Consider the following 24,718-nt stretch of genomic DNA (forward strand, 5'->3'; position numbering starts at 1 on the left):
AAAAAAAGAATCAACGGGCCTCCGCCTCAACCGACTATGCCCGCCGTACGTCACGCCATCGTCGATCTCATCCTTCGGCCGCCGCCCCAGCAGTGCCCACATTGCCGAAAGCAAATCCTTGAAAAACAGCGGCGAAAACACATTCTGCCAAAGTAGTGCTAGCATCCATTTGCACGTGCAGACCGTTCCCGATCGACGGCGAGGCTCATTTTTAGGCGAGTACCGGGGCCAACCCGCAGTCCAAAACGCCAACCGCGCCTTGCTAGAACCCTCCGCCTTCAAACCGGCCGACTACAATCGTCTTGTGAGATATCAGGGGCCGCACCATCAACCAAAAGCTCAGGACGCCTTGCCCCCGTCTTTGCGGTTGCGACGGAGCAATGCGCGATAGCCGCCTCGCATGAGACGCAGCCCCGCCCGGACCAGGCGAATGGTCTGGCTGCGGAGATGGTCTGTTTTCCAGCCGCGATCGGGAATACGATGCTTGCCGAATAGGCCTTGCGCGATTTCGCGATAGCTGTTTCCTTCCAAGGACCCATCGACTGCACGCAAGGCGAGGATGAGCCGATGACGCGTCAAGATTGGCAGCCTCAGAGGGGGTGGTCCGATGGGCCGCCGTTCAAGCGCCAGCCAAAGTCGATGAGCTGCCCGCACACGAACCTCGAAATTGCGATCGAGCGGCAGGTTGACAGCAACCGATGAGCCCACCGGTGGCAGTTCTGCTAGCCAAAGGCGATGCTTCGCTCCTCCGAGCGTCACGATGGCATGCCATCCATCCTGCGCGTAACGAAGCTCGTTATCCACTAGTATGCTGGAGTCCAGGTCGTACTGTTTGGACGCCGCTGAGCGGACAGCTGCGCGCACGGACAGCACGGTCGACAGCACTTCAGGTGCCCAGAAGATAGCTTGTTGGTCGGACGTCTTTTCCGGATCAGCTGCGAAAAGACAGCCCCCATCGCTGTCGAAAGTGGTCCGCCATCGCGCTGGATCGTTCGCTGGCGCCCAGGGCCATATAGTCTCTTTGGTACTCGCAATTGCGGCGCAGCCATTCCCAGGCTATGTCCGCAGCTTCTGCTTTCTTGGCGTCAGGATAGGCTTCCTCTGATTTCCAGTCAGCACCTGGCATCGTACCACTTTCCCCGTATGTTCTTTAACGCACCTGCAAGGAATTGCAGCCCGACAAAAGTGACTATTTGTGGTTGCGCAAACACAGATATTCGCTGTTAAATGCAGTTACGCGATCGGACGATCACATTTTGCGATCGGACATCAGCAGAAGTGACGGCCGTTTCGAACGCATTCATTCCTCGCCGTTCGGCCAACCGCGCTGCAGGAGATGCCGAAAGCCGTGACGCGCCGCCCATTTGGCGCGAGCCAGATGACTTTCAAAAGTACGGCGGGCGCGATCCGGATCCACGCTGGGATCGATACCAAGCAGAATGCGCGCAACTTCACGCCAATCAGCGTTATCGGCCTCGGCATCCAGCAGACGCATATAGGTGACGGCATGTTGCTCGTCATAGGGCGTAAGCTGGGGCGCGTTGGGCGCGGAATCTGCGATCTTGGGATCGGACGGCACTGCCTGAAAGTCCTACCAGATTGAGAAGCATCGATTAAGCGAGGGTAGCGGCATTCAGAGCCTCTTCGTAGAGAACTGATCGTCGCGGCCTGAAACATTCCATGCCGGCTTCAATTAGTGGTCGCAGTGGCTATTCCCGTCGTTCCCTTCGATTCCGGTCGCTCCAAGCATCGCCAGAATGCATTTCATCGCAGTCCGTTACTCTCAGAGTGCGATCAGCAGAACTGCGCTCGGCTGCCGCGCCTGCAGCTCGAATTAACAGGTCGACATCGGACACTGCTCTTCATAACTCGTCAGCCCGGCTCATTCGGCGCGAGATCTGGCAGCTCTTTCATCCAGCTCACGCCGGGACTCTGCTCATCTGCATTTTGGAAAACTACCGCAATAGTACGGTTATAGCCAGTGGTTTGATGCCCGTCGGAATGGCTGTTTTGGCGCATGAAAGCTCGTGCGCTTGTTGCCTGGAATGTGCGCCGAATCCGCGTAGACCGCAGTATTTCGCAAGAGCGGTTAGCGTACGATGCCCGGATTGACCGCTCTTATATGGGCGGTATCGAGCAGCAATCGCAGAACCCGACAATCGATATTCTCGAACGTATCGCGGAAACACTGGATTGTCATCTGTCTGAGTTCTTTCTCCAACCGCCGAAAGGCGTGCCGCCACCAAAGACGTTACGTAAAGGTCGCAAGCCCGCGCGTTTACGTCGCAGGACGAAGTAGCACGTTATCCCTGAGAGCTACCTATGACATGAGGAGTCCTGGCTACAGTTCTGCTTGAATGAACGTCGCGTAAGTTGCCAGAAGCAGAGACGATTCAAGAGCCGGCTCCGCAAATTTGAACAGGTCGATAAGTGGAGTTTCTGCCTGACAGCGGGCACGCTGATGCCTGCGAATCAGGAGCGACGATGAGCAGACGAGCACGCCGGAACCACACACCGGCCTTCAAGGCCAAGGTGGCGCTTGCCGCCGTCAAGGGCGACCGGACGATCGCTCAACTGGCCGAGCAGTTCGACGTCCACCCCAATCAGATCACGGCGTGGAAGGCGCAGCTGGAAGGCGGCGCGTGCGGAGTTTTTGGACCTGGCAGCGCTGCGCCCGCCGCGCCTGCGATCGACGTGAAGTCGCTGCACGCCAAGATCGGAGAGCTGACGCTGGAGAACGATTTTTTAGAAGGAGCGCTCACCAAGGCGGGATTGCTGAGCGCAAAGCGATGATCGACCGTGAGCACCATCTGTCGATCACCAGGCAGGCGGAGGTACTGCAGATCAGCCGGGGCAGCATTTATTACCTGCCGCGTCCGGTGCCGGACGCCGATCTCGCGATCATGCGGCGTCTCGACCGGCTGCATCTGGAGTTTCCCTTCGCCGGCTCGCGAATGTTGAGAGGCCTGCTGGCTGCCGAGGGGTGCAAGATCGGCCGCCGGCATGTCAAAACGCTGATGCGGCGGATGGGGATAGAGGCGCTCTATCGCCGTCCGCGCACGACGAAGCCGGAACCCGGCCACAAGATCCATCCGTATCTGCTGCGCGGCATGGAGATCACACGGCCGAACCAGGTCTGGGCGATGGACATCACCTACATCCCGATGGCGAGGGGCTTCGTCTATCTCGCCGTGGTGCTGGACTGGGCAACACGTCGTGTTCTGTCGTGGCGGCTGTCGATCACCATGGAAGCAGCCTTCTGCGTCGAGACGCTGGAGGATGCCTTGGCCCGTCACGGCAAGCCGGAGATTTTCAACACCGACCAGGGCTCGCAGTTCACCGGACAGGCTTTTACCGGCGTGCTCGTCGACAACGGCATCGCGATCAGCATGGACGGCAAGGGCGCATGGCGGGACAACGTGTTTGTCGAACGGCTCTGGCGCAGCGTCAAATACGAAGAGGTGTATCTGCGGGCCTATGACAGCGTCAGCGAGGCTCGCAGTTCGATCGGCCGATATCTCGACTTCTATAACACCAGGCGTCCCCATTCGAGCCTTGACGGCACTACGCCGGATCAAGCCTACTTCACCCCACTGCCACTCCGCATGGCAGCCTAACCCCGGCAGAGGCTCCACCTATTGACGCGGAAACTCTGTTCAGACAACCGGGACCAGCTCTTCACGCAAACTTGTTCCTTAGCAGCTTGCGACATACAACACTATCAGCGATTCAGATCCTGGTCAGCCTACTCCATTGCGCTGTTCCTTTTCGAAATCGCAAGGGCGCTAGGCCAACTGCATCGATCCCTACGCGCATGCAAGAAACGCTCAAGGACGCCAAGGCAAAAGAGCCTCGGCTGAGCGAAGATTCATCGGCAGCTTGGACGAGTCGTCCCGCCGAACATTTTCTTTGGCTCCGAGACCGTGCGGCTAGCGGCGCGAGCGAAGTAGTCCGCGAAACACCTGACCGCTCCACTCGAGCCGCAACCTCCTAGCCGTTTTGATTCCTTCGTAAAATATGCGGCCGAGAGATTCCTATGCATTTTTTCAAGCTCCTGCCACATGCACCGCGAGCGTCCTTGATAGCGGCCCGCTCATTCTGTCGGATCCGTTGGAGAGAGCATTAACGCGTCCCTGACGGCGGCAGTGCACGTTTGCTCGTTTTCAGCACAAGCGAAAGTGGATCTGCCTTCCCTAGAGTTGGTAGCGGGACTTGCTTCGTGTTTGCTGTAGACTTCCATTGAGATCGACGATCGGTTCGCGACGGAAGCGCCGCAATTGATGACGGCGCTCTGCCACGATCGTTCATGATGACCGCAATCCTGGGGCGGTAATGACAGTAGACTCATGGACTTATGGTCATGAAGCTTGTCGAATATCCTTCCGGAAGCTCCGCCGGGTCGACCGTCTTTGTTGGCAAAAACCGTTTTGGAAACTGGGTCGTCCGCGAGCAGAATGGTATTTTCGGAGGTCTGTTCGCGAGCCGCGCGCATGCGCTCAAATACGCACTCTCTGAGAATGGCCAACATCCAGACACTATCCTCGAGGTATCTCGCGAGATCGACATCTTTTGCCGCAATCAGCATGAGGCGAAAATCGGCGCAATTGAGCAAGGGTAATAGCTTCTCGTGAACAGACCGCTACGCCCTTATGAGCATGTCGCTTCCGGTAGCACGACTACGAGCAGCGAAAACAAGGATCGTCTGCGTCAAGAGGACGGGAGCCAAATCGCATCTTCGTCGAACACTGTCCCCGCGGGTTCACGGAGGCCATATCCCCGATGGAGTTCTGAACTGGTTGGGATGCCTTCGACCCTTAACTCCGAGCTGTCGATATCAGCCCATTGATTGCAACTCAACAAAGGCACGACGGAAGCGCACGTACCATCGTAGCTGGTCAGGGTCGAAAACCGGCTTAGGTGTATCGCTTCATCCGGCATTGGATCGGACTATTTGGAGTGGCCGAGCGCCTCATGGCGAGGCCCTAGTCGGGCGCTCCGCCCTTGCAGCGGAGTGCGGACGAGCCACCACCAGGCGATGGACCAGCTCATCACTGCTGTATCCCACCTGGATATCGCCGGCCCTCGCTTCGGCACCCTCGATCACGGTCGGAGGGCAATCTTTGGCCGAAGATCATCTTAACGGCAGGAAACCAAAAAGCATTGCCAAGACAGCGCTCATTTGCGTACTGTTATCTCACCCAAGATGTCTTGATGGCTTTCGAGAAAGCCTGCGAACACATCCACGATGAACTCAGCATCGGTGCGCGCCATCGGCGTCGAAATCGATGCGGCAGCACCATACGGCAGGATGATGCCATTCTCCGCAAAGAAGCGTGTGAGGTCCTTCATTAGAGCTGCTCCGGCAGGCGTGGGATAACTCTCGCGATAGTCATTCGGCGCTTCTGCCTGCGGATGAATGCGGAATAGCGAAGCGGCTCCCGTAACATACAGCGGCGCAGCCAGGTTCGAGATGGCGCGGCCAATCCCGTCACGAACAATGTCCCCAAGCATTTCCAGACGTGCAAAAGCGGCATGATCTAGATGCCGCATGGCGGTCAGCCCCGCGGTCATGGATAGAGGATTGGCGGAAAACGTACCGCCTTGCGGAAGCAGCGGTCGACCCGCTGAGGCATCAAATACCTTCATTACGTCCTCGCGACCGCCGATTGCTCCAATCGGCAACCCGCCGCCGATGATCTTGCCCATGGTGATGACGTCAGGAGCAAGGCCGTAGCGTGCGGAAGCACCCTGGAAACTCTGCCTGAGATTGAGGACCTCATCAGCGATGACAAGAATGCCGTTTTTGAGGGTCGCTTCCTGCACGGCAGCCAAGAATTCAGGCTTCGGCGGAATGAGGCCGCCGCGGCTCGGCATAGGATCCAGAATGACAGCGGCCAGATCGTGCGCATTTGACCATATCAAGCGGCGCGCGCCTTCAACATCATTGAAGCGGAGCACAACGACTTCATCGAGCACGCTCGCAGGCATCCCGCGATAGAAGGCCGTGGACTTGGGCTCGATTGCGTCACCCCAGTTGTCCGGTGCCGCTGCTTGACTGACCTCGACCCAATCATAGGCACCATGATAGGCGCCCTCGAGCTTGGCGATCTTCGAACGTCCGGTGAAGGCTCGCGCAGCTTTGATCGCAAACAGCACGGCCTCAGTTCCCGTATTGACGAAGCGAACCCGATCAATCCGCGGAATGCGGCCACAAAGTAATTCGGCGAGCTCGATCTCGCTCTCCGTCGGATTTGCGAAGCAGCTACCGCGCTGGAGCTGATGGGTTAGTGCTTCGACGACGGGGCCGAAGGCATGTCCATGGATCAAGGTCGTGAAGTTGCAATTAAGGTCGAGAAACCGGCGGCCGTCCACATCGAACAAATAGCTGCCCATCCCACGATCGATGTAGAGCGGAGTTGGATCCCGCTCAACCGTCACTCGCGAAGTGCCGTCTGGGAAAACCTTTTGCGCGCGGGCAAAGCTTTCGTTGGACCGCCGGCTACCGCGCGATAGTCCGGCCACCGTACTGGAACCTGCAATCTCCTGGTTCACCACACCCTCCTCGATTTCCTTCGCATTTTTGCTGAGTTGCCGGAAGTGCCGACTTTCGACACCTGTTATTGGGGAACTGGTCCGGAGCGTCGCTCTATGAGCATCGCGGCGAGAGAGATAACTTAGACTAGAATAGCTGCCCGCCTCCCAAACCGCTGGCATTCGGCGCGTGCTCTCACTTTCAAGATGAGCTGGGTACCTCACAATCTGGAAGCCCCGATGGTAACAGCTGCTGGCAGGCGCGCCTCGCGCGTCGCTGTAATAGCCGCTTTGGATCGCGGGTGAGTGTCATCACTAGGCGGCTGCGTCTGTCACAGGCTCTGCTGGTGCCCTCAGACTAGCTCATCACGGCCTTTACGGCGAATAGCTGACTTACCGTACACATTAGCAATGAATCGAGATACTACCTACTCTGGTGAGATGAGAGCCGCCTCACTACGCATCGGCTTGAAGCTGCACCAGACAAAAGAGCCGCCTACTCGTTTTATGCCCCACCGGTCGTCGAATTCTGACTTGCGACAAATTGTTCTCTTCGGTCGCAGCATTTGGTACAGAGCTAGCTTTCACGTGCAGTGGAGTACTTCTGGGGTATAGCGCTGCAGAGCACTGAACAAGAGCGCCACGATGAGTCTCTGCCTTCCAAGCCTGAGAGTTCGTCGGTCGGATCTAGTGTTGATTTTTCAACCTTGCGATACCGTCTTTGTTGTTGTTAGCCCCCCTCTTTCTGAAAGCATCACTGAACCGATGATACCCTCCTTGGCCAAGTCCGCGATCTCGGTATCGGAAAGCCCAAGAAGACCTGATAGAATCTCTGTGTTGTGTTGTCCAAGCGTCGGTGCCGCTGAGCGGATTGCATACGGCCCTTCACCTTCCCGAATCGGAATGGACGGCTGTGGATGCCGGCCGATGAAAGCGCGCTCAATTTCTTGCAGATACCCACGCGAGCTAAGATGCCGATCGCTGAGCAGATCAATTGGAAGGCGGGCCACGCCGGCCGCAATCCTTGCGGCCTGCAACTCGGACATCGCCTGATCGGCCTCGCGGGCGATCGTCCAGCTTTCGATCTCTCTCTCGATCAACTCCTCGATATCGCGGCGATCTTCCGCAGACCTCAGCGATGCGTCCATGGCCCAGTCTGGCCGCCCAATAAGTCTGGCAAGTCTCTGCCACATGTCCTGGTCGGTGGCGGCTACCACGATCCAATTGTCCTCACCTGCACAACGAAAGCAGCCATGCGGCACAAACTGCGGATGTCGATTGCCGTATCTTATCGGCAAGGAGCCGTCGATCGAATGGACAATGATCCATGGCGCTGCGAAGGGTATCATGCATTCGATCTGCGCAAGATCAATGAACTGCCCCAGCCCTGTGGTGCGGGCGTGAATAAGCGCAACCAGAACTGCAGCGCAGCCGTTCAACCCACCAACGGCATCTCCAAATGCTACGTGGCTCATCACAGGTGGCCCGTTGGTCTTGCCCACCACGCTCGGCAACCCAGAGCCTTGCTCGAGGGTCGAGCCGTAGGCGCGGCAAGTGCGAAGGACGCTGTTCGTGCCAAAGGCCGACATCGACATCATGACAAGGCGAGGGTTGAGCGCTCTGAGCACGTCGTAGCCAAGCCCGAGCTTTGGCAGCACATCGGCCGAATAATTGTCGACGACAATGTCGGCTTCCCGTGCAAGCCGCTTGGCAAGAGTGCGGCCCTGCTGCCGCGTCAGGTCAAGGGTAATGCCGCGCTTATTCCGGTTCGCCATGCAGAAGCGTGCCGTCTTTTCATACATTTGCTCCTCGATGTAAGCAGCACGCCGGTCAACACCGCGCCACCAATCCGGATACTGGATGGCTTCAATCTTGATGACGTCCGCACCGAGATCAGCCAGCGTGCGCGTACACAGCGGGCCCGCCCAGCCCATCGAGAAGTCAAGAACCCGAATTCCCTGCAGTGGCGCCCCACTTGCATCGTTGCAGCCCGACGATACTGACGCAGTACCGGTGAGGCGTCTTCCTGTATCCGCGAAACTCTGCTGCGCGCCTGGAGCCGGAACCTTGCCGCCCCGACGCGGCGGCGTCAGTGTCAGCCTTTGCATCGAGCCCGGCGTCTGGCCCCATTCTTGGCCAAGCAGGACAGGCACGATTGCACCGCGCTCCCTCTTCTCCGCATCCTGCAGCAGATCGGACATATCGGGTGCCGGAACGATCGGGATCTTGCGTTTCAATCCTTCCGCAAGCCACTCGTGCGCTGTGCGCGTTTTCAGCCGCGGAATGAAGTGTCTCTCGATCCGTTCCATATGTTGCAGACGATCGGCGCCGAGAACGAGAGCCGGATCGTCACGCAGTTCGGCCAGATCAAGCATGTCGCAGAAACCGCGCCATTGTGCCGGAGTGATCGTCGTGACGCCGAGCCAACCCTTTTTGGTCTCGTAAATGCCGATCGGAAAATTTGGCCAGAATCGGTTGATGCCAATCCGGCGCATCACGTCGCCGCGCTCATAGGCCTCGAACATCTGATACTCGTTCAGAGCGAGGCTCGATTCAAAAATACTGAGAGACCACGACCGTCTTCTCCCACCGGCTTTTTCTTCCGGAATCGTCGAAGAAGCCGCCGCGATGAAGCCCCACAGACCAGCCAGAATACCAGTCTGGTAATCCGGTGCGTGCAACGGTGGGCCCTCGACAGCTCCAGCCAACTTGATGAGGCCGGCGAGCGCGCGCACCGTCGAATCGGTTGCGGCGAATCCTGCATAGGGTCCCGCTCCGCCAAACCAGCTTGCTTCGAGGTAAGTCAACCTGGGACATCTCTGCCGAATGGCGGCAATATCAATGGAAGGGCAATCTGCGGGATCAATATCGCGCCCATCGACCAGAATGTTGCAATTTTCGATCAGTGCCGTCAGCTGCGGGATCGCGTCCGGCTCGGCGGCATCAATGACCACACTTGACTTGTTGAAGTTCAGGAAGGCAAACCACGCGCTTTGGCCAGAAGCCGTGAGTGGCGCGCTACCGCGGAGTGGATCTCCTCCTGGCGGTTCGACCTTCTGAACGTCGGCGCCGAAGTCGGCAAACAATCGCGCGCAATAGCTGGTCGCGGCGGAGCTACCGATCTCGACGACCCGCAGATGCGAAAACACTTCCATCGAGGTCTTCATTTTCGCGGCCATCCGATACTCCGCATTGTTACTTGCTCGCAACGCAAGCCCGCAGACGCGGCAAGCGCGGCGCCTCTTACCACGCCATTGGCGGAAGGGGCCGTACTGCAAGCCCGTGCAAACAAGCCCTTATTCAATCATGGCATCATCCGGACCCGATAACGTACTTGATATTGAACATCGCGAGAAAGAGGCATGAAGGCCGACACGAGGGGACCCCCCGCCGCCGACTGGCATATCCGCTCCAGTCGATCCATCATCTTCATGCTTCCACGCGACTGTATGCCGTTTGCGCCGCGAGACAGTTGAAGACACGGTCAGCCTGAGCAAAACCAGCATTTTAGTGTCGGCGATCAAAATGCGATATGCATCGGCTTACGCGGCGAACTCGCCGCCTGTGATATCGATGGTTGCGCCGGTGATAAAGCCCGCCATCGGCGAGGCCAGAAAGGTTACGACGTGCGCCACCTCTTCAGCAGTTCCAAATCGGCCGACCGGAATCCTGCTGAGAGCGCGGCGGTTGACCTCGGTCTCGGGTGGTCCAGTCAGATCGCTGAGAATACGCCCAGGAGCGATACAGTTGACTGTGATACCGTGTGGAGCGAGATCCCGCGCAGCAGCGCGGGTTAAGCCGACCAACCCCGCCTTCGATGCAGCATAATGTGGGCCTGCGATCATCGGCATGGCGCGCCCCGCGAGTGACCCGACATTGATAATGCGCCCATAGCCGTTCGCGATCATTGCTGGCGCCAATAGCCGCATAAGAATAAACGGTCCGTTGAGATTGACATCGACGACCCGCCCCCATTCATCTAAGGACGTCTGCGAAAGCCAAGGTGCATTTTGGTCCACGCGCTTAGGGGAGATGCCAGCATTGTTCACCAAAATCGCTATTTCGCCCCAACGTTCCCGGATGTGGTCAACAAATCCCTGGACATCGTTGTGTCGAGTTACATCAATCCTCTCAGCATAGAGCCTATCTTCCGGGCGGCCGAGAAGATCAAGCGCGCGGTCGACATGCTCCGCTTTTGTCGCTACAAATGCTACGCGATAGCCATCGGCCAAGAACCGGCGCACGATCTCGAGTCCGATCCCGCGCGCTCCTCCGGTCACAAGCGCAACGCGCCGGTCGCTTTGACCTCGGAGTTTTCCTGGCTTCGGCATACTCAGACGCTCCCAAACAGCGCAACGAGCGAGTGGCGCCTCGCCGAGAACATTGGCGTAAGCGGTCTGGAGGCACCTCCGGCGTCTAACAATGGATCGAGACTTGACGAACTTTCGTTATTCTTTCCGGCATAGGGGGATAGCAACCGTACCGGGCAGTACCATGAATTCGTCGGCTGACTCATTACATCACCTCAGAGGGTATGGCTTTCCGGTCGTCTCGGCCACAGCTTCCAAAATGCAGTCGCACAATCGCTCTATATCGTTGTCTTCATGATCGGCCGTAATGCACACCCGAATCCCTGCCTTTCCTTGGGCGACCGTCGGGAAGAACGTCACCGAGGTGTAGAAGCCGGCATCGAGAAGCTCTTTGGCTATTGCAATCGCCTTGGTTTCCGATCCTATTGCAATCATTCTGATGGGAAATGAATTTCCTTGCTGAGCGGTTGCAACATGATCGTCAAAGACCTTGATACGTTGCGCTAACCGCCTCTGACGATCGCCGAGTTCTGCCGAGCGATGAATCCTGCACGAGCCAAGTGCCGCGCCAACCGCCGCCAGATTGGGGGGCACCGAAAACGCATAGGGGATAGAATAGCGGCGGAACAGAGCTTCGTGATCAGCCGTTCCGAGCATCACCATGCCGCCCGATGCGCCGAAGCCCTTAGCGAGCGAGGCCACTATGATCGTCCGGTCACCCAGCACTTGCGGAAACTGAGAGCGAGCAAATCCTTCGCCTTGACGTCCGAAGATCGATATGCCGTGAGCATCGTCGATATAGAGAAAGAGCCCATACCGTTCCTGAAGTTCGCGCAGTTCCTTGATAGGCGCGTTCCCTCCCATAGAGTAAATGCCATCGCATACGTAAGCGACCACCGGATGTTCGCGGCACAAGCGTTCGAGAGCTTCAATGTCGTTATGCGCGATCGTCTCCAATCGCGTTTCATCAGCAACCACCGGCTTGTGATAGGCCAAGGATATGTGCGCAAGGCGGTCGAACACGACAAGCGGTTTTCTTCCGCCTGTCAGTTGGCCCGAGGCAAGGAGGGGCATCATACCTAGATTGGCGAGCATGACAGTGGAGAAGGCGATCACGCGTGCGCAGAACATCTCCGAGAGGGTTGCTTCAAGCTCTGCCAAGAGATCGAAATTGAGCCGCGTTCGTGCGCATGACCAGTGCAAGGAACGATGCGCCTCTATCGCGTCGATCGCGCCAGCGACGATCGCAGGATGATTGTCCAAGCCAAGGTAGGAACATCGCACGAAATCAATTTTTTCCGGCCGGCCATCAAGCGCCCCCGAGCCAAAAGCAACGGCGCGTCCAGTCATCGAACGTCCATGGACGGCCATGAGACCAGCCTCATGAGCTGCATCGAAATACGAACGGCTCTTATCGATCATGTATGCCGTGTTCCGAAAATGTCCGGCCGGCCGACCATCCTCAGAGAGAGGGCTACGCTGTGGCATTTGATTCTCCGTTCTATTTGCCAAGCATGCAGATCCGACGGATCGGCTGAGTAGCACGGTAGGCGTTTGCACGACCGCTCACATTGAATTCTCTACGCGCAGCTCGATCGCTTCCTTAGTCGCATAGAGACTTTATATCGGCGGGATCGCTTGGGCAGCTACCAACTCGGATAGCTTAGATTTGACGGAGTCGAACACGACGCTGAGACGGAGCCCGGACACGATAGCCACACTCCTTTCATGAATAAGATCGGAAATGAAACGCGCAAACCGAACAAACAGCGGCCACAGCTGCAGCTCTCCAAGATCGCGGCCTCAATGTTGGTCCTGTCGCCGACCCTGGGTGGCGATGGGCAAACACTCGCCCGATTTGAATTGGGCTTAAGGGCCACGCTGCTTGGTCTTGCGCCGAGCTGTCTGGCAGACCCGATAGCATGCCTTTTTTTGACGGAGATCGGTCGGCGCTTGCTAGGAAGCCGTAGCAGTTTTGGAGGTCGTCCGTTTCCCCCAGCCTTGGCTTCTGCGGCCGCGGTACGGCCGAACGCGCCATACGCAGGTGGCAATATGCTGGCCACAGAGTCGGGCTCGGTTGGGTCGTAGTTCCATACAGCGCCGTGGCAGTGCCGCGGCCATCCTCCATCAGAACCAAGCTATGCGGCAAGCTCACCACGCAGTTCCAGCGCAAATAATCAAGCGCTGCCGCCTTAGCCTTGCAACTTTCCTTGGTCGGACCTGGCTTTGCCGGCGATGTGCACGATCCTTCACACGCTCCCCCATTAGATTCAAGTGAACCGGCAAGAACGCGGATGATTCGCAAGGAAAACCGCTCAAGGCAACCTGGCGATTGTCTTGCTCGTCCATCTGACCGATTACCGTGCAACCCTGACCGGATGCCGCCCCTTCGTACGAGAGCCCGTATCATCAATGATCAACGCTTGATTTCTCGTGACATTCGGTGCCCCCAGCACCAACTCACCGTACCTGACCAACACCTGCTGATGCGACCAGTCGCCTCGGCGACCGCCACCACGCGACGCTCTTACGATCACCGCATCATCACCGCAGCATAGATCCGCCAAGCGGTTCCAACATGCTCCGCTCACGTTCGTAAGGTGCCCATGACGTATCGAAAACCGCGACGCTACGTCCCCCGATTAGTCAGCCCCATCTCAATCTCTCCTTGCTGAACGTTCAAAGACACATCACTCCTGGGGATACGGGCCAACTCTGGCTATCCTAGCCCGACGTCAGTGAAATTCAGTGGCGCTCATCGACTGCTTTGCGCGAACCGATTAAGTGGCCGCTTGAGTCCGAGATTCTCTCTTAATGTTTGTCCAGAGTACGTGGACCTGAATTTACCTCGCTTGCGCAATTCCGGGATGACGAGTTCAACAAAATCCTTGAGCTCGCCTGGAACAGTTGCTGGTAGCACGTTGAATCCGTCAGCAGCACGCTGGTCAAATCTATCGACCATGGCGTTGGCGATTTCGTCCGGCGTTCCAACAATCATGAGATGGCCCCGGCTGTCCGATACGAAGCGGATCAGTTGTCTCCAGGTGAATTTCTGGCGTACGGCCAGATCGAGGAGCGTCTTCTGACGACTCTGGATAAAGTTCGTCCGCGGTAATGATTCAGGTACTAATGAGTCGAGGTCCATCGAACGGATATCAGTGACAAATCCCAGCCAACGATCGGCGGTCCCAATTTGAACGTCGATGTGAGTATACGATTGTAGCCTTTGCAGCTTGGCGGCGGCTTCTTCCTTGGTCCTGCCAACAATCGGAACAATGCCAGGCATAATTAGAACCTGATCGTCCGTCCGCCCAAGTGCGCGTGCCTTCTCTTTGAGAGTTGCGTAGTATCGTTTACCGCTTTCCAAACACGGTTCGGCGGTAAACACTACCTCGGCCAGAGCTGCAGCGAACCGTATTCCGGACTCCGATGCGCCCGCCTGAACCAACACGGGATGTCCTTGAGGCGGCCGTGCGATGTTCAGCGGGCCTCTGACTGAAAGGTAGTCTCCTCGGTGATTGAGCAGATGCAGCTTCGTCGTGTCGACAAAAATACCTGTTTCCTTGTCGCGAACAAACGCGTCGTCTTCCCACGTATCCCAAAGCCCCTTGACAACTTCTACAAATTCTTTCGCTCGGGTATAGCGCGTGTCGTGATCTGGAAGCTCTTCTTCGCCGAAATTTGGGGCCTCGTACTTATTTCCCGAGGTGACAATGTTCCAGGCGGCCCGTCCAAGGGAGAGGTGATCAAGTGAGGCGAGCATCCGTGCAAGGTGATATGGCTGGTGGTAAGTCGTTGTCGCTGTCGCTACGAGGCCGATGTCCCGCGTTCTCGATGAAAGTGCCGACAGTAGTGTGATTGGCTCGAACGTGTCGTTTCGGCTCACACGCGCAATATTAGCGTTATCTTGTTCTACAACGCTAGGGCTGTCGGGGATAAACACGAAGTGAAATGCCGCAGCTTCGGCAAGTGCTGCTAGGTGAGCATAGTGGTTGACATCAACTCCACCATTGGCAGGCACGCTCGGATCTCGCCATGCACCTTCGTTATATCCCGCCTGAATCAGGTATAATCCGAGCGTCAGTTCACCATTGCGCTGCATGTCGTGTCTCCCGTTGAATTGGACTAACTAGCGCACCATGTTCGGTCGGTAGTCCTCGTCTTTGAACAGAACAGATGCCTTACTCGTTCGCTTTTCGTAATGCTTGACGGTCTCGTCGATTGAGCCGCAAATGGTTGCCGCGCTTGCCAGTTTTTGTGAGATCCAGAGGATCCTAACGCGCGCCGCCTGAGAAACATTCGTGCTTCATCGTGGCCAACGATTTTAGGCGCCTAACGGTCTTCCCAAGACACTCGCTGGCTATCGCCGCAAGTCACTTAGCCGGCGCCGACGTGTATCGACCGTAAAGTGACATGCTTGCGCTATGTAGATCAATTACTAGCAATGGTAGTTGATCGCACTGCACGTTCGGCGGGGGTCCTGTAGCACGGCTCGAAGTTGATTCGAGCTCTGGTCGCACAAACTAAAGAAATGCTGATTTCGGAATAGCTGGTCCGAGTCGACTGAGCTGACGCGCGCTTAGCGCTTTAGACTATTCACCGGCGGCTTCTTGCGACAATCATCTGCGAAGTGGTTCGCGCGCTCAAATGGACAAGGGCACGGTGCATCGGTGCGCTCGACTCCGGATCGTGCCGGAAATGCACGATCACGAACACTCCCCTCGGTCGCGGTGTAGTTGTCGGCAGATCACCGCATTCACCGCCTAGAGCCAAACTGGTCAGCCGGTGATCATCGGAAAGCTGCGGATGGATCATTGCTCGGCTGGGTGGTGGTTCCAAGGTTATGTAGCACGCACGGTGGCGGGCCATATGCTGTTTGAGCAGGATGGCGCGGTGATACGAACGATGGCGCTTTCCATGGGAAGCTCGGTCAGCCGCTTGATCTCGCCGTTAAGACGCTCGCTCGGTTCATAACCAGGATGAGAGTTCTCGAGCCAACGTTCGGCTGCGGCGCGCGTGGCATCTGGCGCGACGTCGGAACAGCTGCACCGGAGCATTAACATACGGGCAGGCCGATCTCAGAATGAACCGACAACTCGAGCTAATGTCGACTTCTGCGACGCCGAGCGCTGGACTCCTTTGCCTTTCCACCGCGGGTCCCCACATGGGTCTGACAAAGATTCTAATGCGACGAATGATTGGCATCTGCGTCCGCTGAGCTTTCGGGACAGGGTTTGCTTTGGGAAGACTGCGGGCACCATGACGGTTGTGCTGGAGACCTTTTGCAGCCCGTCTTTCGACCAGCATGAGGTGGTGGTGGAAGCGACTGCCAGCAGCATGGCCGTGTCACGCACCTATGCCGCAGACCTGATCTTTTCAACGTTGGGCCACTCATCAATTGCCGGATGATGCGCGAGCGTCGATCGGCCCACCCTTTCGTAAGCTTTACCGGCTGGCGGAAGACTCGGTCCTGCTCGCCTCCTTAGGAGATTTTGATGAGGATCACGGTCGCCGACTTCAGAAGGCTAAAGTCGACTTGCTGCTATCGTGATCGGCAACAAGGCTTCTCAACTCCTCGCCGGTTAGCCAAACAAGCAGATCGTGATCAATGATGTTCTCCTCTACCAGATGTAGTATCGAACCGCCGTGTTCATAATGGGCATGTCCGTATTGTGCAAGAACGCCCTTCTCGAGCAGCCAGCGCTCTGCAAGTCCACATACGAAGTCGGGACACCACATGGAAAATGAAGCGCCGCGCAGTATTGCAGCCATGATGGTGGGTATGCCTTGTCGCCTAAAGTCGCTGCGCAGCCAAAAATCTCCATGGTAAGCTACTTTCCCCGTAATCTTCCTTGCGGTTGGCGCAGCGCAAGTACAACGGTCCTGAGGATGTGCATGTACGGGTGGATCGGCGTAGAACGCCCTCAGAGATTCAAGATGCTCTGCAAAGTTACTGTGCGAAAGGTCATAAAGTCGAGCAGCCTGTACGAGCGCAATCTGGTTCTCCTTGTCGACGCCCACCATCCAATATCCCTCACCCGATTTGATCGGCGAACGATCTGGCCGAAAGTTTGGATATGTCGGTTTCTTTGTTGGAAGGACCCGCGTGATCGAGACGTACTCATTGAAATCGAATCCTATCGAAAGCTTGATGCCTTTTTGGGCGGCGGCATCGTCATATACCCGAAGGAATCGCGAGATTTGCAACGGATTAACTACGGATTTCATTGCGGCCCCTCGTTTCTGATCTGATGAATGCGTGTAACCTCAAGAACTCATTCAGCTCGCCTGTACAGCACAACCAATGAACCAACGGTACTACCTATCCTAATGAAAAATGCGTGGTTCGCAATTGATGAGGCCATTCGCAATGATCAGTCTTGCGGCGGCAAAACGTTCTCGAGCGGCACCGGTTCAATAGGAGCTGCGGCCTGCGGCAAAGCACATTGACCAAGCCGACGCGAGGAGCTGCAGTCCCTCGATGGCGAGCTAAGGCCGAGGGGCCGACCTGGTCAAGTCGCACAAATTGCTCCAGAGCAACTCCCAAAACATAGAACGCTTCGGCTCAACACATGCCTTTCCCGCACGGTCGAACAATCTGCATTCTTGCAGGGGCCCGGCGAGAGCGGTCGAGTTGAGATACCAAGAATGCCATCGCTGCCGAAGAAAATCCCGGCCGCTCGCTAAACGCACCGACTCGCCGACTGATATCAGCGGGTCGGCACGGCCCGGAAAATTGCTTCATTGAGCGGCGCGGATCGGCTAGGCTGGTAGGGCAAGGAACTATCATTTGTATTCTCGTTCCGTCCACCATGGAAAAAAATCCGGCATGTCGGCCGACACCTTGTCTCTGAAAACTGCGGGCCGCTTCTCCAAGAATGCCATCACACCTTCCTTGGCATCGGCGGAACGCCCGCGCGTATACATACCGCGGCTTTCGATCTTGTGGGCTTCCATCGGGTCATCTGCACCCAGCATGCGCCACATCAACTGCCGGATTAGCGCAACAGATACGGATGAGGTCTTGTCGACGATTTCGCGAGCGAGCTCACGCGCGGTGGGAAGCAGTTGATCTGGCGGCACAACTTTGCTAACTAGCCGACCGGCAAGCGCTTCCTGTGCCGGAAATACTCGCCCGCTGAGAGACCACTCCAGCGCCTGTGCGATGCCGACGACGCGTGGCAGGAACCAGCTCGAAGCTCCCTCCGGAACGAGGCCACGCTGCGAGAACACGAAGCCAAAGCGCGCGGCTTCAGAAGCGATGCGGATGTCCATTGCGAGCTGCATGGTCGCGCCCATACCGACCGCCGGCCCATTCACTGCGGCGATGACGGGCTTCAGACACTTGAAGATCCGCATCGCGATCTTTCCACCGCCGTCGCTGACCTTCGGATCGCTGTAATCCACTGCGCCATCGGGCAGTCGTTTAACCGGTCCACGCCGCGTGTCGCGGTCAAATGTGTCGCCGCCGGAAGATAGATCCGCGCCGGCACAGAAGGCTCGTCCTTCGCCAGTCACGATAATGGCGCAGACATCATTGTTCTTATCTGCTCGATCAAAAGCGTCGACGATTTCGCGCTCCATGGTTGCGGTACAGGCGTTGAGCTTCTCCGGCCGATTTAGGGTTATCGTAAGGATTTGCTCCACAATTTCATATTTGATGGTCTGGTACGCCATGGTGTTCCTTTCAGATACTTGAATTAATTGGGCGGTTCGCTCACTCGATCCCAGTCCGCTTCAGCGTTTCGGCCAAGGCTTCCTCAAATATTTCAAGGCCTTAATTTGGGGTGTCATGATCAATCGTTAGTGCTGGCAAGAACTTTATGACCTGATCGATGGGCCCGCATCGTTCGATGATCAGTCCCTTCTCAAAGGCCTTGCGCGCCGTAGCTGCTGCAACCTCAGTCCTTCGGCAATCAAAGCCCCACCGCCATGCCTCGCCCTCGAACGGCAAAACTGTTTTCATACTCTGATGCAATGGCTTGTGGCCGTGCGAAAGAACCGATTGCCGCTCGCGGCAACCGCTCCTAAGCTGATGCCATGATATCCATGCGTGAATGAAATATTGCTCTGACGCCCGGTGACTTTGCGTGAAAGCTTCAGAGCTGACTCAATAGCATCAGCACCTGTCGGCCCTGAGAATTGGAATCGGTAGCGCAGATTCCGCTCACGACGTATGAGAGAGCTGGACGTCTCCATGAAGCCCCTTGGGCGATAGCGAGTGGCGAGCTTTGCCGCAGTGGCCATGTCAAGCCCGTGGACAATGGCATCCGACGCAAAATACTCCGCAATGTCAGCTTTGACCTGATGATTTTTATGGCCGTAGTTCAATGCTCCAGCACCGGACAGGAAGTCAATTGCCTTTCGACCATACTCCGTTAAGACAACGGAGCCGCGCGCTCGACTAAAAATAGCCGGAAACGAACGTGAGTATGATCGGACGGTTGACTTGAGGACTTCGAAGGCTTGCATCTTACGGGGCTCGCCAATGACTTCATGCACGATCGTCTCCTCCACCGACCTCAGACGTGTCAGCTTGCGCGAGCTGTGGACTTAGCGAGCGGCACGTGCCGCGCGTCTCGGCGCGGCCTTCCCCGCGTGCTCTCCAGAAGGCCCACTCACTTACCGGATAACCGGGAACGACGGACCTACTAGGATTTGTGGGTTGTGACTCAAAGAGCCGCGCATATCCCTGCCATTCAGGCGGAGGGCCGATGATGTCCTCAAGTTCGGTACTCATTCATGTCTCGCAAAGCGGCTTCCGTTCTGGGTTAACAATGGGATGCGAAGCTGGCTAAGCTATCACGCAGTCGTCAATGGAAGGCGGTCGCAACGCCATGTAGTTTCATAGTTTGCTGAGATAATTAAAAACGCCGCGCAAGTCTGAGTGCAGTCGAGCCGTAGCATGGATCTAGCAGTCTGACGCCACCTTCTAGGTCTTCGCGAGCTACCTCAGGAGACCATCGCGGTACCGATGATGTTCTCGCTTGCCAGTTGCGCGATCTCGGCGTCGGAGAGCCCGAGAAGTTCTGTTAGGACGTCTCTGTTATGTTGTCCCAGCGTCGGGGCCGCCGAGCGGATCGCATACGGCGCTGCGCCTTCGCGAATCGGCATGGATGGCTGCGGGTGCGAGCCAATGAAAGCGCGTTCGACCTCCTGCAGAAATGCGCGCGAGCCGAGATGTCGATCCTTGAGCAGGTCAATCGGCAGGCGGGCCACGCCTGCCGCAACCCTTGCGCCCTGCAGCTCGGACATGGCGTGATCTGCATCACGAGTGTGCGTCCAAGCTTCGATGCCTGCCTCTATGAGATCCTCAATGTCGCGGCGAGCTTCCGCAGATTCAAGCAATGCGTTCGCGGCCCAGTCTGGCCTACCAATAAGGATGGCAAGCCTCCGCCACATCGCCGCATCGGTAGCCGCTATCATGATCCAGTTGTCCTCACCCGCACACCGGAAGCAGCCATGCGGCACGAACTGCGGATGTCGAGCACCATACTTTGTGAGTTGCGCCCCATCAATCGAGTGAACGGTGATCCAGGGCGCCGCGAAGGGGATCATGCACTCGATTTGCGCGAGATCAATGAATTGTCCCTGCCCGGTGTTGCGAGCGTGAATCAGGGCGAGAAGAACTGCAGCGCAGCCGTTCAATCCGCCGACGGGATCCCCGAACGCGATGTGGCTCATCACAGGCGGCTTATCGGCGCTTCCGACCACGCTCGGCAGACCTGAGCCCTGCTCGAGAGTCGAGCCATAAGCCCGGCAATCGCGATGGACACTGCTCGCGCCAAAAGCTGACATCGACATCATGACGAGGCGTGGATTGACTAGTTTGAGTACGTCGTAACCAAGCCCGAGCCTTGGCAGCACATCAGCCGAGTAATTGCCGACCACTATATCGGCCTCCGCCAACAGCCGCTTGGCAAGAGCGAGGCCTTGCGGCCGCTTCAGGTCAAGTGTGATACCGCGCTTGTTGCGGTTCATAATGCAGAAGCATTGCGCCATTTCATAAATTTGCCCGTCCACATAGCCGCTGCGCCGGTCAACTCCGCGCCACCAATCCGGATACTGAATGGCTTCGATCTTGATGACGTCCGCCCCGAGATCGGCCAGCGTCCGGGTACACAATGGGCCTGCCCACCCCATCGTGAAGTCGATCACGCGAGTCCCATGCAACGGCTGCCGGTCCGCATCGATGCAGTCGGACGATCCAGGCCCAGTCAGCGAGCCGTGAGTACGGATGTGGGCGGAATGTTGCTGCTCACCGGGAGCCGGAACGCTCCCACCCCGGCTTGGTGGCGTCAACGTCAGCCGCTGCATGGAACCAACCGTCAGGCCCTCCTCTTTACCAATCACAATCGGCACTATTGCGCCGCGCGCCTTTTTTTCCTCGTCTTGGAGCAGATCGGATATTTCGGGCACCGGCACGATCGGGATTTTGCGCTTGAGTCCCTCCGCAAACCACTGCTGCGCTGTCCGCGCCTTCAGTCTCGGCACAAACTGTCGTTCGATCTGGTCCATGTGTTTCAGGCGACCTTCGTTGAAGGCGAGAGCCGGATCATCACGCAATTCGGACAGGTCGAGCATGTCGCAGAATGCGCGCCATTGCCCCGGCGTGACGGTCGAAACGCCGAGCCAACCTTTTTTCGTTGGGTAAATGCCGACCGGAGAGTTCGGCCAGAAACGGTTAATACCTATTCGGCGCATCACGTCGCCCCGCGCAAATGCCTCGAACATGAGATACTCGGACAGAGCGAGGCTGGATTCGAAAATGTTGAGCGACCAGGAGCGCCCAGCCTCACCCTGCAGTCGTCGAAGAATCGATGATGCCGTGGCGATGAAGCCCCACAAGCCAGCGAGGATACCCGTTTGGAAATCCGGCGCGTGCAAGGGCGGGCCTTCGGCCGGTCCAACTAGCTTGATGAGACCGGCGAGAGCGCGCACTGTAGAGTCGGTGGCAGCGAATCCTGCATAGGGGCCTTCCCGGCCGAACCAACTCGCTTCGAGATAGATCAACCGAGGGTGTCGCTGACGGATCGAGGCGATATCGATGGGCGGGCAACCCGCCGGATCAACATCGCGCCCATCAACCAGAATGTCGCAATGCTCGATCAGTTCCGTCAACCGCGTGGCCGCGTTCGAGCCGCTAGCATCGATGATGATGCTTGATTTGTTGAAGTTCAGGAACGCAAACCATGCGCTGTGGTCACCTGGCGTGAGCGGCGGGCTGCGGCGAAGTGGGTCGCCGGCTTTCGACTCGACCTTTTGAACATCGGCACCGAAATCCGCAAACATTCGCGCGCAATAGCTTGTCGCGGCCGAGCTACCGATCTCGACAACCCGTAGATGCGATAACACTCCCATCGACAGCTCCTCTTTGGCACAGATGCTCAGGAAGTCACCCATAAGCCGACGCAAGCTTGTCGCACCTAGGCGCGGCTCTGCTACAGTACCGATACAACGAAATTTGTGCGGCGATGCGAGGCGGCGACAGAGGGATAGAGCCCATAGCTTTGATCCAAATCCTCGCCGAGGCAACGTTGACATTGTGTTGGAAACAACAAACCAAATACGACAGTGTCGTTCTGATGGAGGTCCGCAACTTCGCTTTTCTCCTTTAACTTAAGCGATGGCTCTTCTCCCGATGGAAGCAAAGCCGCATGCCTCCCGCCCTATGCCAACGAAATTCGGCAGTCGGCAACAAGAAGACGTAGAGGAAACGCGATCATTTCGGCTGTGTGTCCGGCTATAGGCACTACGCCGAAGGGTGACAGAACTGGCGCGCTTTGGGTCCAAGAACGGCTGCCGCAATGTTTGGCGACGGGGAGTCTGATGTATGATGAGCAGTCCTGGGTTGACAGGCTGTGCCACATTTCGCGATCCATACATTGGTTGGACTTTCCCAGGTTCAGTCAAGCATATCGCCCTGTCGTGATGATCTCGCCACATCGGGACGAGTGTTATCGAGATCGAGTTCAGAAATCCGATGTATTCGGTTGGGTATGCACGGGACGGGAGGGCGATCCACCGTCGCATTCCAATCTCTCATCTGCCAAACAATCATACGCTCCAACCACTAGGATGAGTCGGTACGACAGCGCGGCTTAGCTGGCGCCGGTCCTGCTGCGACCGTGATTGAAGCGAAATAGACCATTAGCCACTTCGCTTGGGCAGCTACCAAATAAGATAGTCGGCACCACACAGCCGATCGATGTTGCTCTACGAGAGCGCGTCAGCTTAGCAATTGCTCGCCGGGCCGCTCAGGCACGATCATCACGCATGCGGCCACATTCTGCTGCGCGCGCCCGTCCAGCGGCAGGAACGGTCTGATGATGACGATTGATATGTCGCTGCAGCTGCAATGCTAAAGCGCCAACTCTGTTATCTGCTTCGGCGCTCAGATTACTCGCGTGTAATGAACCGCCAGAAGGAGCGCTGGCGCCACGATCTGGTCGAGAAAGACGGCGATGATCTGAGCTTCCGAAGTCAAGATGATTATCTGCCACTTTCCACCGGCATGCTCCTCGGCCAGATCTGAAGAAGCTCGAAGCTTACCGCGGGATATCCCGGCAGTACTCTGCTTCGATGCTACAGCTGAGGTAGAATGGCTACCAAGCTAAAAAAGGCCGTGGTGGATTCAACCGGTTATTGCAACGCCTTCCGCAAGCTTAGCGTCTGGGGTGATGAAGCCAAGCGTTTTCCGCGGCCGTGTGTTGAGTTTAAGCGCGATCGCATTGAGATCAGCCTGACTGTAGACTGATAGATCCGAGCCCTTGGGAAAGAACTGGCGCAATAACCCGTTGGTGTTTTCATTACTGACGCGCTGCCATGGGCTCTGCGGATCGCAGAAGTAGACTTTCACGTCAGTCGCGATGGTAAATCGCTTGTGGCCGGCAAGCTCGGTGCCGCGGTCCCAAGTCAATGAAGCCATCAACGCCATCGGCAACCGCTTGACCTGCCTGACCAAGGCGGTCACCACGTTGTCAGTGTCTTTGCCTTTGACCTGAACCAACAGAACGTACCTGGAATGACGCTCGACAAGCGTCGCAATGTGCGGTGTTGCTGCCACCCGCGAGTAGATCGCTTCCCAATGCCCGGGAATCGCACGATCATCAGCTTCGGCAGGACGCTCCCGTATCGAGACCCGTCGACGATCTGTCCGCGCGTTTGTCCGTGCGTGGTTGATGTCTTTCCACGGCGCATAATTCGCCTGCTGCGAAGATGCGATATCAACTGCTTTTTCAGTACCCCGGGTGTCAATCGGCGTTCGACTGGGGCTCTGACTCATTTCTGATGAAGTTCGCCGGCGACTGTGGTTCTTCAACGGAGAATCGGCGCCATGCGGACAGGCTTTCGAATTTCATCGCTCGTACCGAGTGGTTTGGTGTTTGATGGCGTAAGTGATTCAGAGGATTCGGTTATTCTGGCTGTTCGGTCAGAGGCTACGGAGGCCCAGTGCCCTTTGTGCACGACAGCATCGCGCCGAATCCATAGCCGTTACATCCGGCACGTGGCCGATTTGCCATCAGCGGGCAGAAAGGTGCGCCTCCGATTGCTCACGCGGCGCTTCACATGTGAGGTGCCGCATTGCCGCCGGCGGATCTTCTCAGAGCGGTTTGGAGAAGACATCGTTCCGCTTCGACGGCGCCGGACGGCACGGCTGGAATACATCGTCCATCACTTGGGGTTGGCGCTGGGCGGCCGGCCGGCGGCAAGCTTCGCCAAGCGGCTCATGCTGCCCGTTAGCAACGATACCTTGCTACGGGTGGTCCGCCGGCGGGCGGCGATGCCGACAGATCCATTGCTTGTTGTGGGCATCGATGACTGGGCGTTCCGGAGAAACCATCGATACGGGACGATCGTGTGCGATTTGGAGCGCC

The 24,718-nt window shown here is 57.2% G+C and carries 17 protein-coding genes and 1 pseudogene; 6 read left to right on the forward strand and 12 right to left on the reverse strand.

Translation table 11 applies throughout. From position 1 onward, the window contains the following. Positions 1-339: 339 nt before the first annotated feature. Positions 340-885 carry a DUF2285 domain-containing protein gene (locus IVB42_RS02670; protein ID WP_247469683.1) on the reverse strand — a complete coding sequence of 182 codons (546 nt, stop codon included), beginning with the start codon at positions 883-885 and terminating at the stop codon, positions 340-342. 415 nt (positions 886-1,300) lie between these two features. Then, the gene (locus IVB42_RS02675) at positions 1,301-1,579 is read right to left on the reverse strand and encodes a DUF2285 domain-containing protein (protein WP_247469685.1); all 279 of its coding nucleotides are present in this window, start codon (positions 1,577-1,579) and stop codon (positions 1,301-1,303) included. Between the two features lie 438 nt (positions 1,580-2,017). On the opposite strand from IVB42_RS02675, the gene IVB42_RS02680 reads away from it, so the two are divergent. The 3 genes from IVB42_RS02680 to IVB42_RS02690 all read left to right on the forward strand — a co-directional run bounded on the left by IVB42_RS02680 (position 2,018) and on the right by IVB42_RS02690 (position 4,618). Then, positions 2,018-2,299, forward strand: a complete 282-nt coding sequence (locus IVB42_RS02680; protein WP_247469687.1) for a helix-turn-helix transcriptional regulator — start codon at positions 2,018-2,020, stop codon at positions 2,297-2,299. Positions 2,300-2,484: 185 nt separating this feature from the next. Next, positions 2,485-3,617, forward strand: a protein-coding gene (locus tag IVB42_RS02685) for an IS3 family transposase (RefSeq protein WP_247469689.1) whose coding sequence is annotated in 2 segments (ribosomal slippage) — positions 2,485-2,740 and positions 2,740-3,617 — 1,134 coding nt in all. Because the reading frame shifts where the segments join, the coding sequence is not laid out codon by codon here. 743 nt (positions 3,618-4,360) lie between these two features. Beyond that, positions 4,361-4,618: a hypothetical protein gene (locus IVB42_RS02690; protein WP_247410969.1), complete on the forward strand. Its 258-nt coding sequence runs from the start codon at positions 4,361-4,363 to the stop codon at positions 4,616-4,618. 557 nt (positions 4,619-5,175) lie between these two features. Here the strand turns inward: IVB42_RS02690 and IVB42_RS02695 are convergent. From IVB42_RS02695 to IVB42_RS02715, 5 genes are all read right to left on the reverse strand, one after another. Next, positions 5,176-6,552 (reverse strand): aspartate aminotransferase family protein, encoded by a 1,377-nt coding sequence (locus IVB42_RS02695; protein ID WP_247469692.1) that lies wholly within the window; start codon positions 6,550-6,552, stop codon positions 5,176-5,178. Positions 6,553-7,232: 680 nt separating this feature from the next. Continuing rightward, positions 7,233-9,710 carry a CoA transferase gene (locus IVB42_RS02700; protein WP_247469694.1) on the reverse strand — a complete coding sequence of 826 codons (2,478 nt, stop codon included), beginning with the start codon at positions 9,708-9,710 and terminating at the stop codon, positions 7,233-7,235. 363 nt (positions 9,711-10,073) lie between these two features. Then, entirely contained in the window at positions 10,074-10,862 is a 789-nt protein-coding gene (locus IVB42_RS02705) for an SDR family NAD(P)-dependent oxidoreductase (protein ID WP_247469695.1), read from the reverse strand. A 189-nt stretch (positions 10,863-11,051) separates the two neighbouring features. Beyond that, entirely contained in the window at positions 11,052-12,329 is a 1,278-nt protein-coding gene (locus IVB42_RS02710) for an aminotransferase class I/II-fold pyridoxal phosphate-dependent enzyme (protein WP_256470497.1), read from the reverse strand. A 1,267-nt stretch (positions 12,330-13,596) separates the two neighbouring features. After that, positions 13,597-14,943, reverse strand: coding sequence for an LLM class flavin-dependent oxidoreductase (locus tag IVB42_RS02715; RefSeq protein ID WP_247469697.1), 1,347 nt, complete (start codon positions 14,941-14,943; stop codon positions 13,597-13,599). A gap of 1,157 nt (positions 14,944-16,100) precedes the next feature. On the opposite strand from IVB42_RS02715, the gene IVB42_RS02720 reads away from it, so the two are divergent. Then, a complete protein-coding gene (locus IVB42_RS02720) occupies positions 16,101-16,250 on the forward strand; it encodes a hypothetical protein (protein WP_247469698.1) in 150 nt (49 codons plus the stop codon). A gap of 108 nt (positions 16,251-16,358) precedes the next feature. Here the strand turns inward: IVB42_RS02720 and IVB42_RS02725 are convergent, their stop codons facing one another. From IVB42_RS02725 to IVB42_RS02740, 4 genes are all read right to left on the reverse strand, one after another. Continuing rightward, positions 16,359-17,069, reverse strand: coding sequence for a hypothetical protein (locus IVB42_RS02725; RefSeq protein ID WP_247469699.1), 711 nt, complete (start codon positions 17,067-17,069; stop codon positions 16,359-16,361). A gap of 558 nt (positions 17,070-17,627) precedes the next feature. Next, the gene (locus tag IVB42_RS02730; protein WP_247469700.1) at positions 17,628-18,518 is read right to left on the reverse strand and encodes a crotonase/enoyl-CoA hydratase family protein; all 891 of its coding nucleotides are present in this window, start codon (positions 18,516-18,518) and stop codon (positions 17,628-17,630) included. 285 nt (positions 18,519-18,803) lie between these two features. Beyond that, positions 18,804-19,343: an aminotransferase class III-fold pyridoxal phosphate-dependent enzyme gene (locus IVB42_RS02735; RefSeq protein ID WP_247469701.1), complete on the reverse strand. Its 540-nt coding sequence runs from the start codon at positions 19,341-19,343 to the stop codon at positions 18,804-18,806. Positions 19,344-19,793: 450 nt separating this feature from the next. Further along, a complete protein-coding gene (locus IVB42_RS02740; RefSeq protein WP_247469702.1) occupies positions 19,794-22,244 on the reverse strand; it encodes a CoA transferase in 2,451 nt (816 codons plus the stop codon). Between the two features lie 1,009 nt (positions 22,245-23,253). On the opposite strand from IVB42_RS02740, the gene IVB42_RS41975 reads away from it, so the two are divergent. Continuing rightward, a complete protein-coding gene (locus tag IVB42_RS41975) occupies positions 23,254-23,376 on the forward strand; it encodes a hypothetical protein (protein WP_256470498.1) in 123 nt (40 codons plus the stop codon). Positions 23,377-23,475: 99 nt separating this feature from the next. Here IVB42_RS41975 and IVB42_RS02745 read toward each other — a convergent pair. Beyond that, positions 23,476-24,080, reverse strand: a pseudogene (locus IVB42_RS02745) (IS30 family transposase); the annotation flags it as partial. Between the two features lie 97 nt (positions 24,081-24,177). Between IVB42_RS02745 and IVB42_RS02750 the strand changes: the two are divergent. Continuing rightward, positions 24,178-24,718: transposase family protein (locus IVB42_RS02750; protein WP_247469703.1), on the forward strand; the 541-nt coding region annotated here is incomplete at its 3' end.

The sequence above is a fragment of the Bradyrhizobium sp. 45 genome (genome assembly GCF_023073155.1).
Taxonomy (GTDB): Bacteria; Pseudomonadota; Alphaproteobacteria; order Rhizobiales; family Xanthobacteraceae; genus Bradyrhizobium; species Bradyrhizobium canariense_D.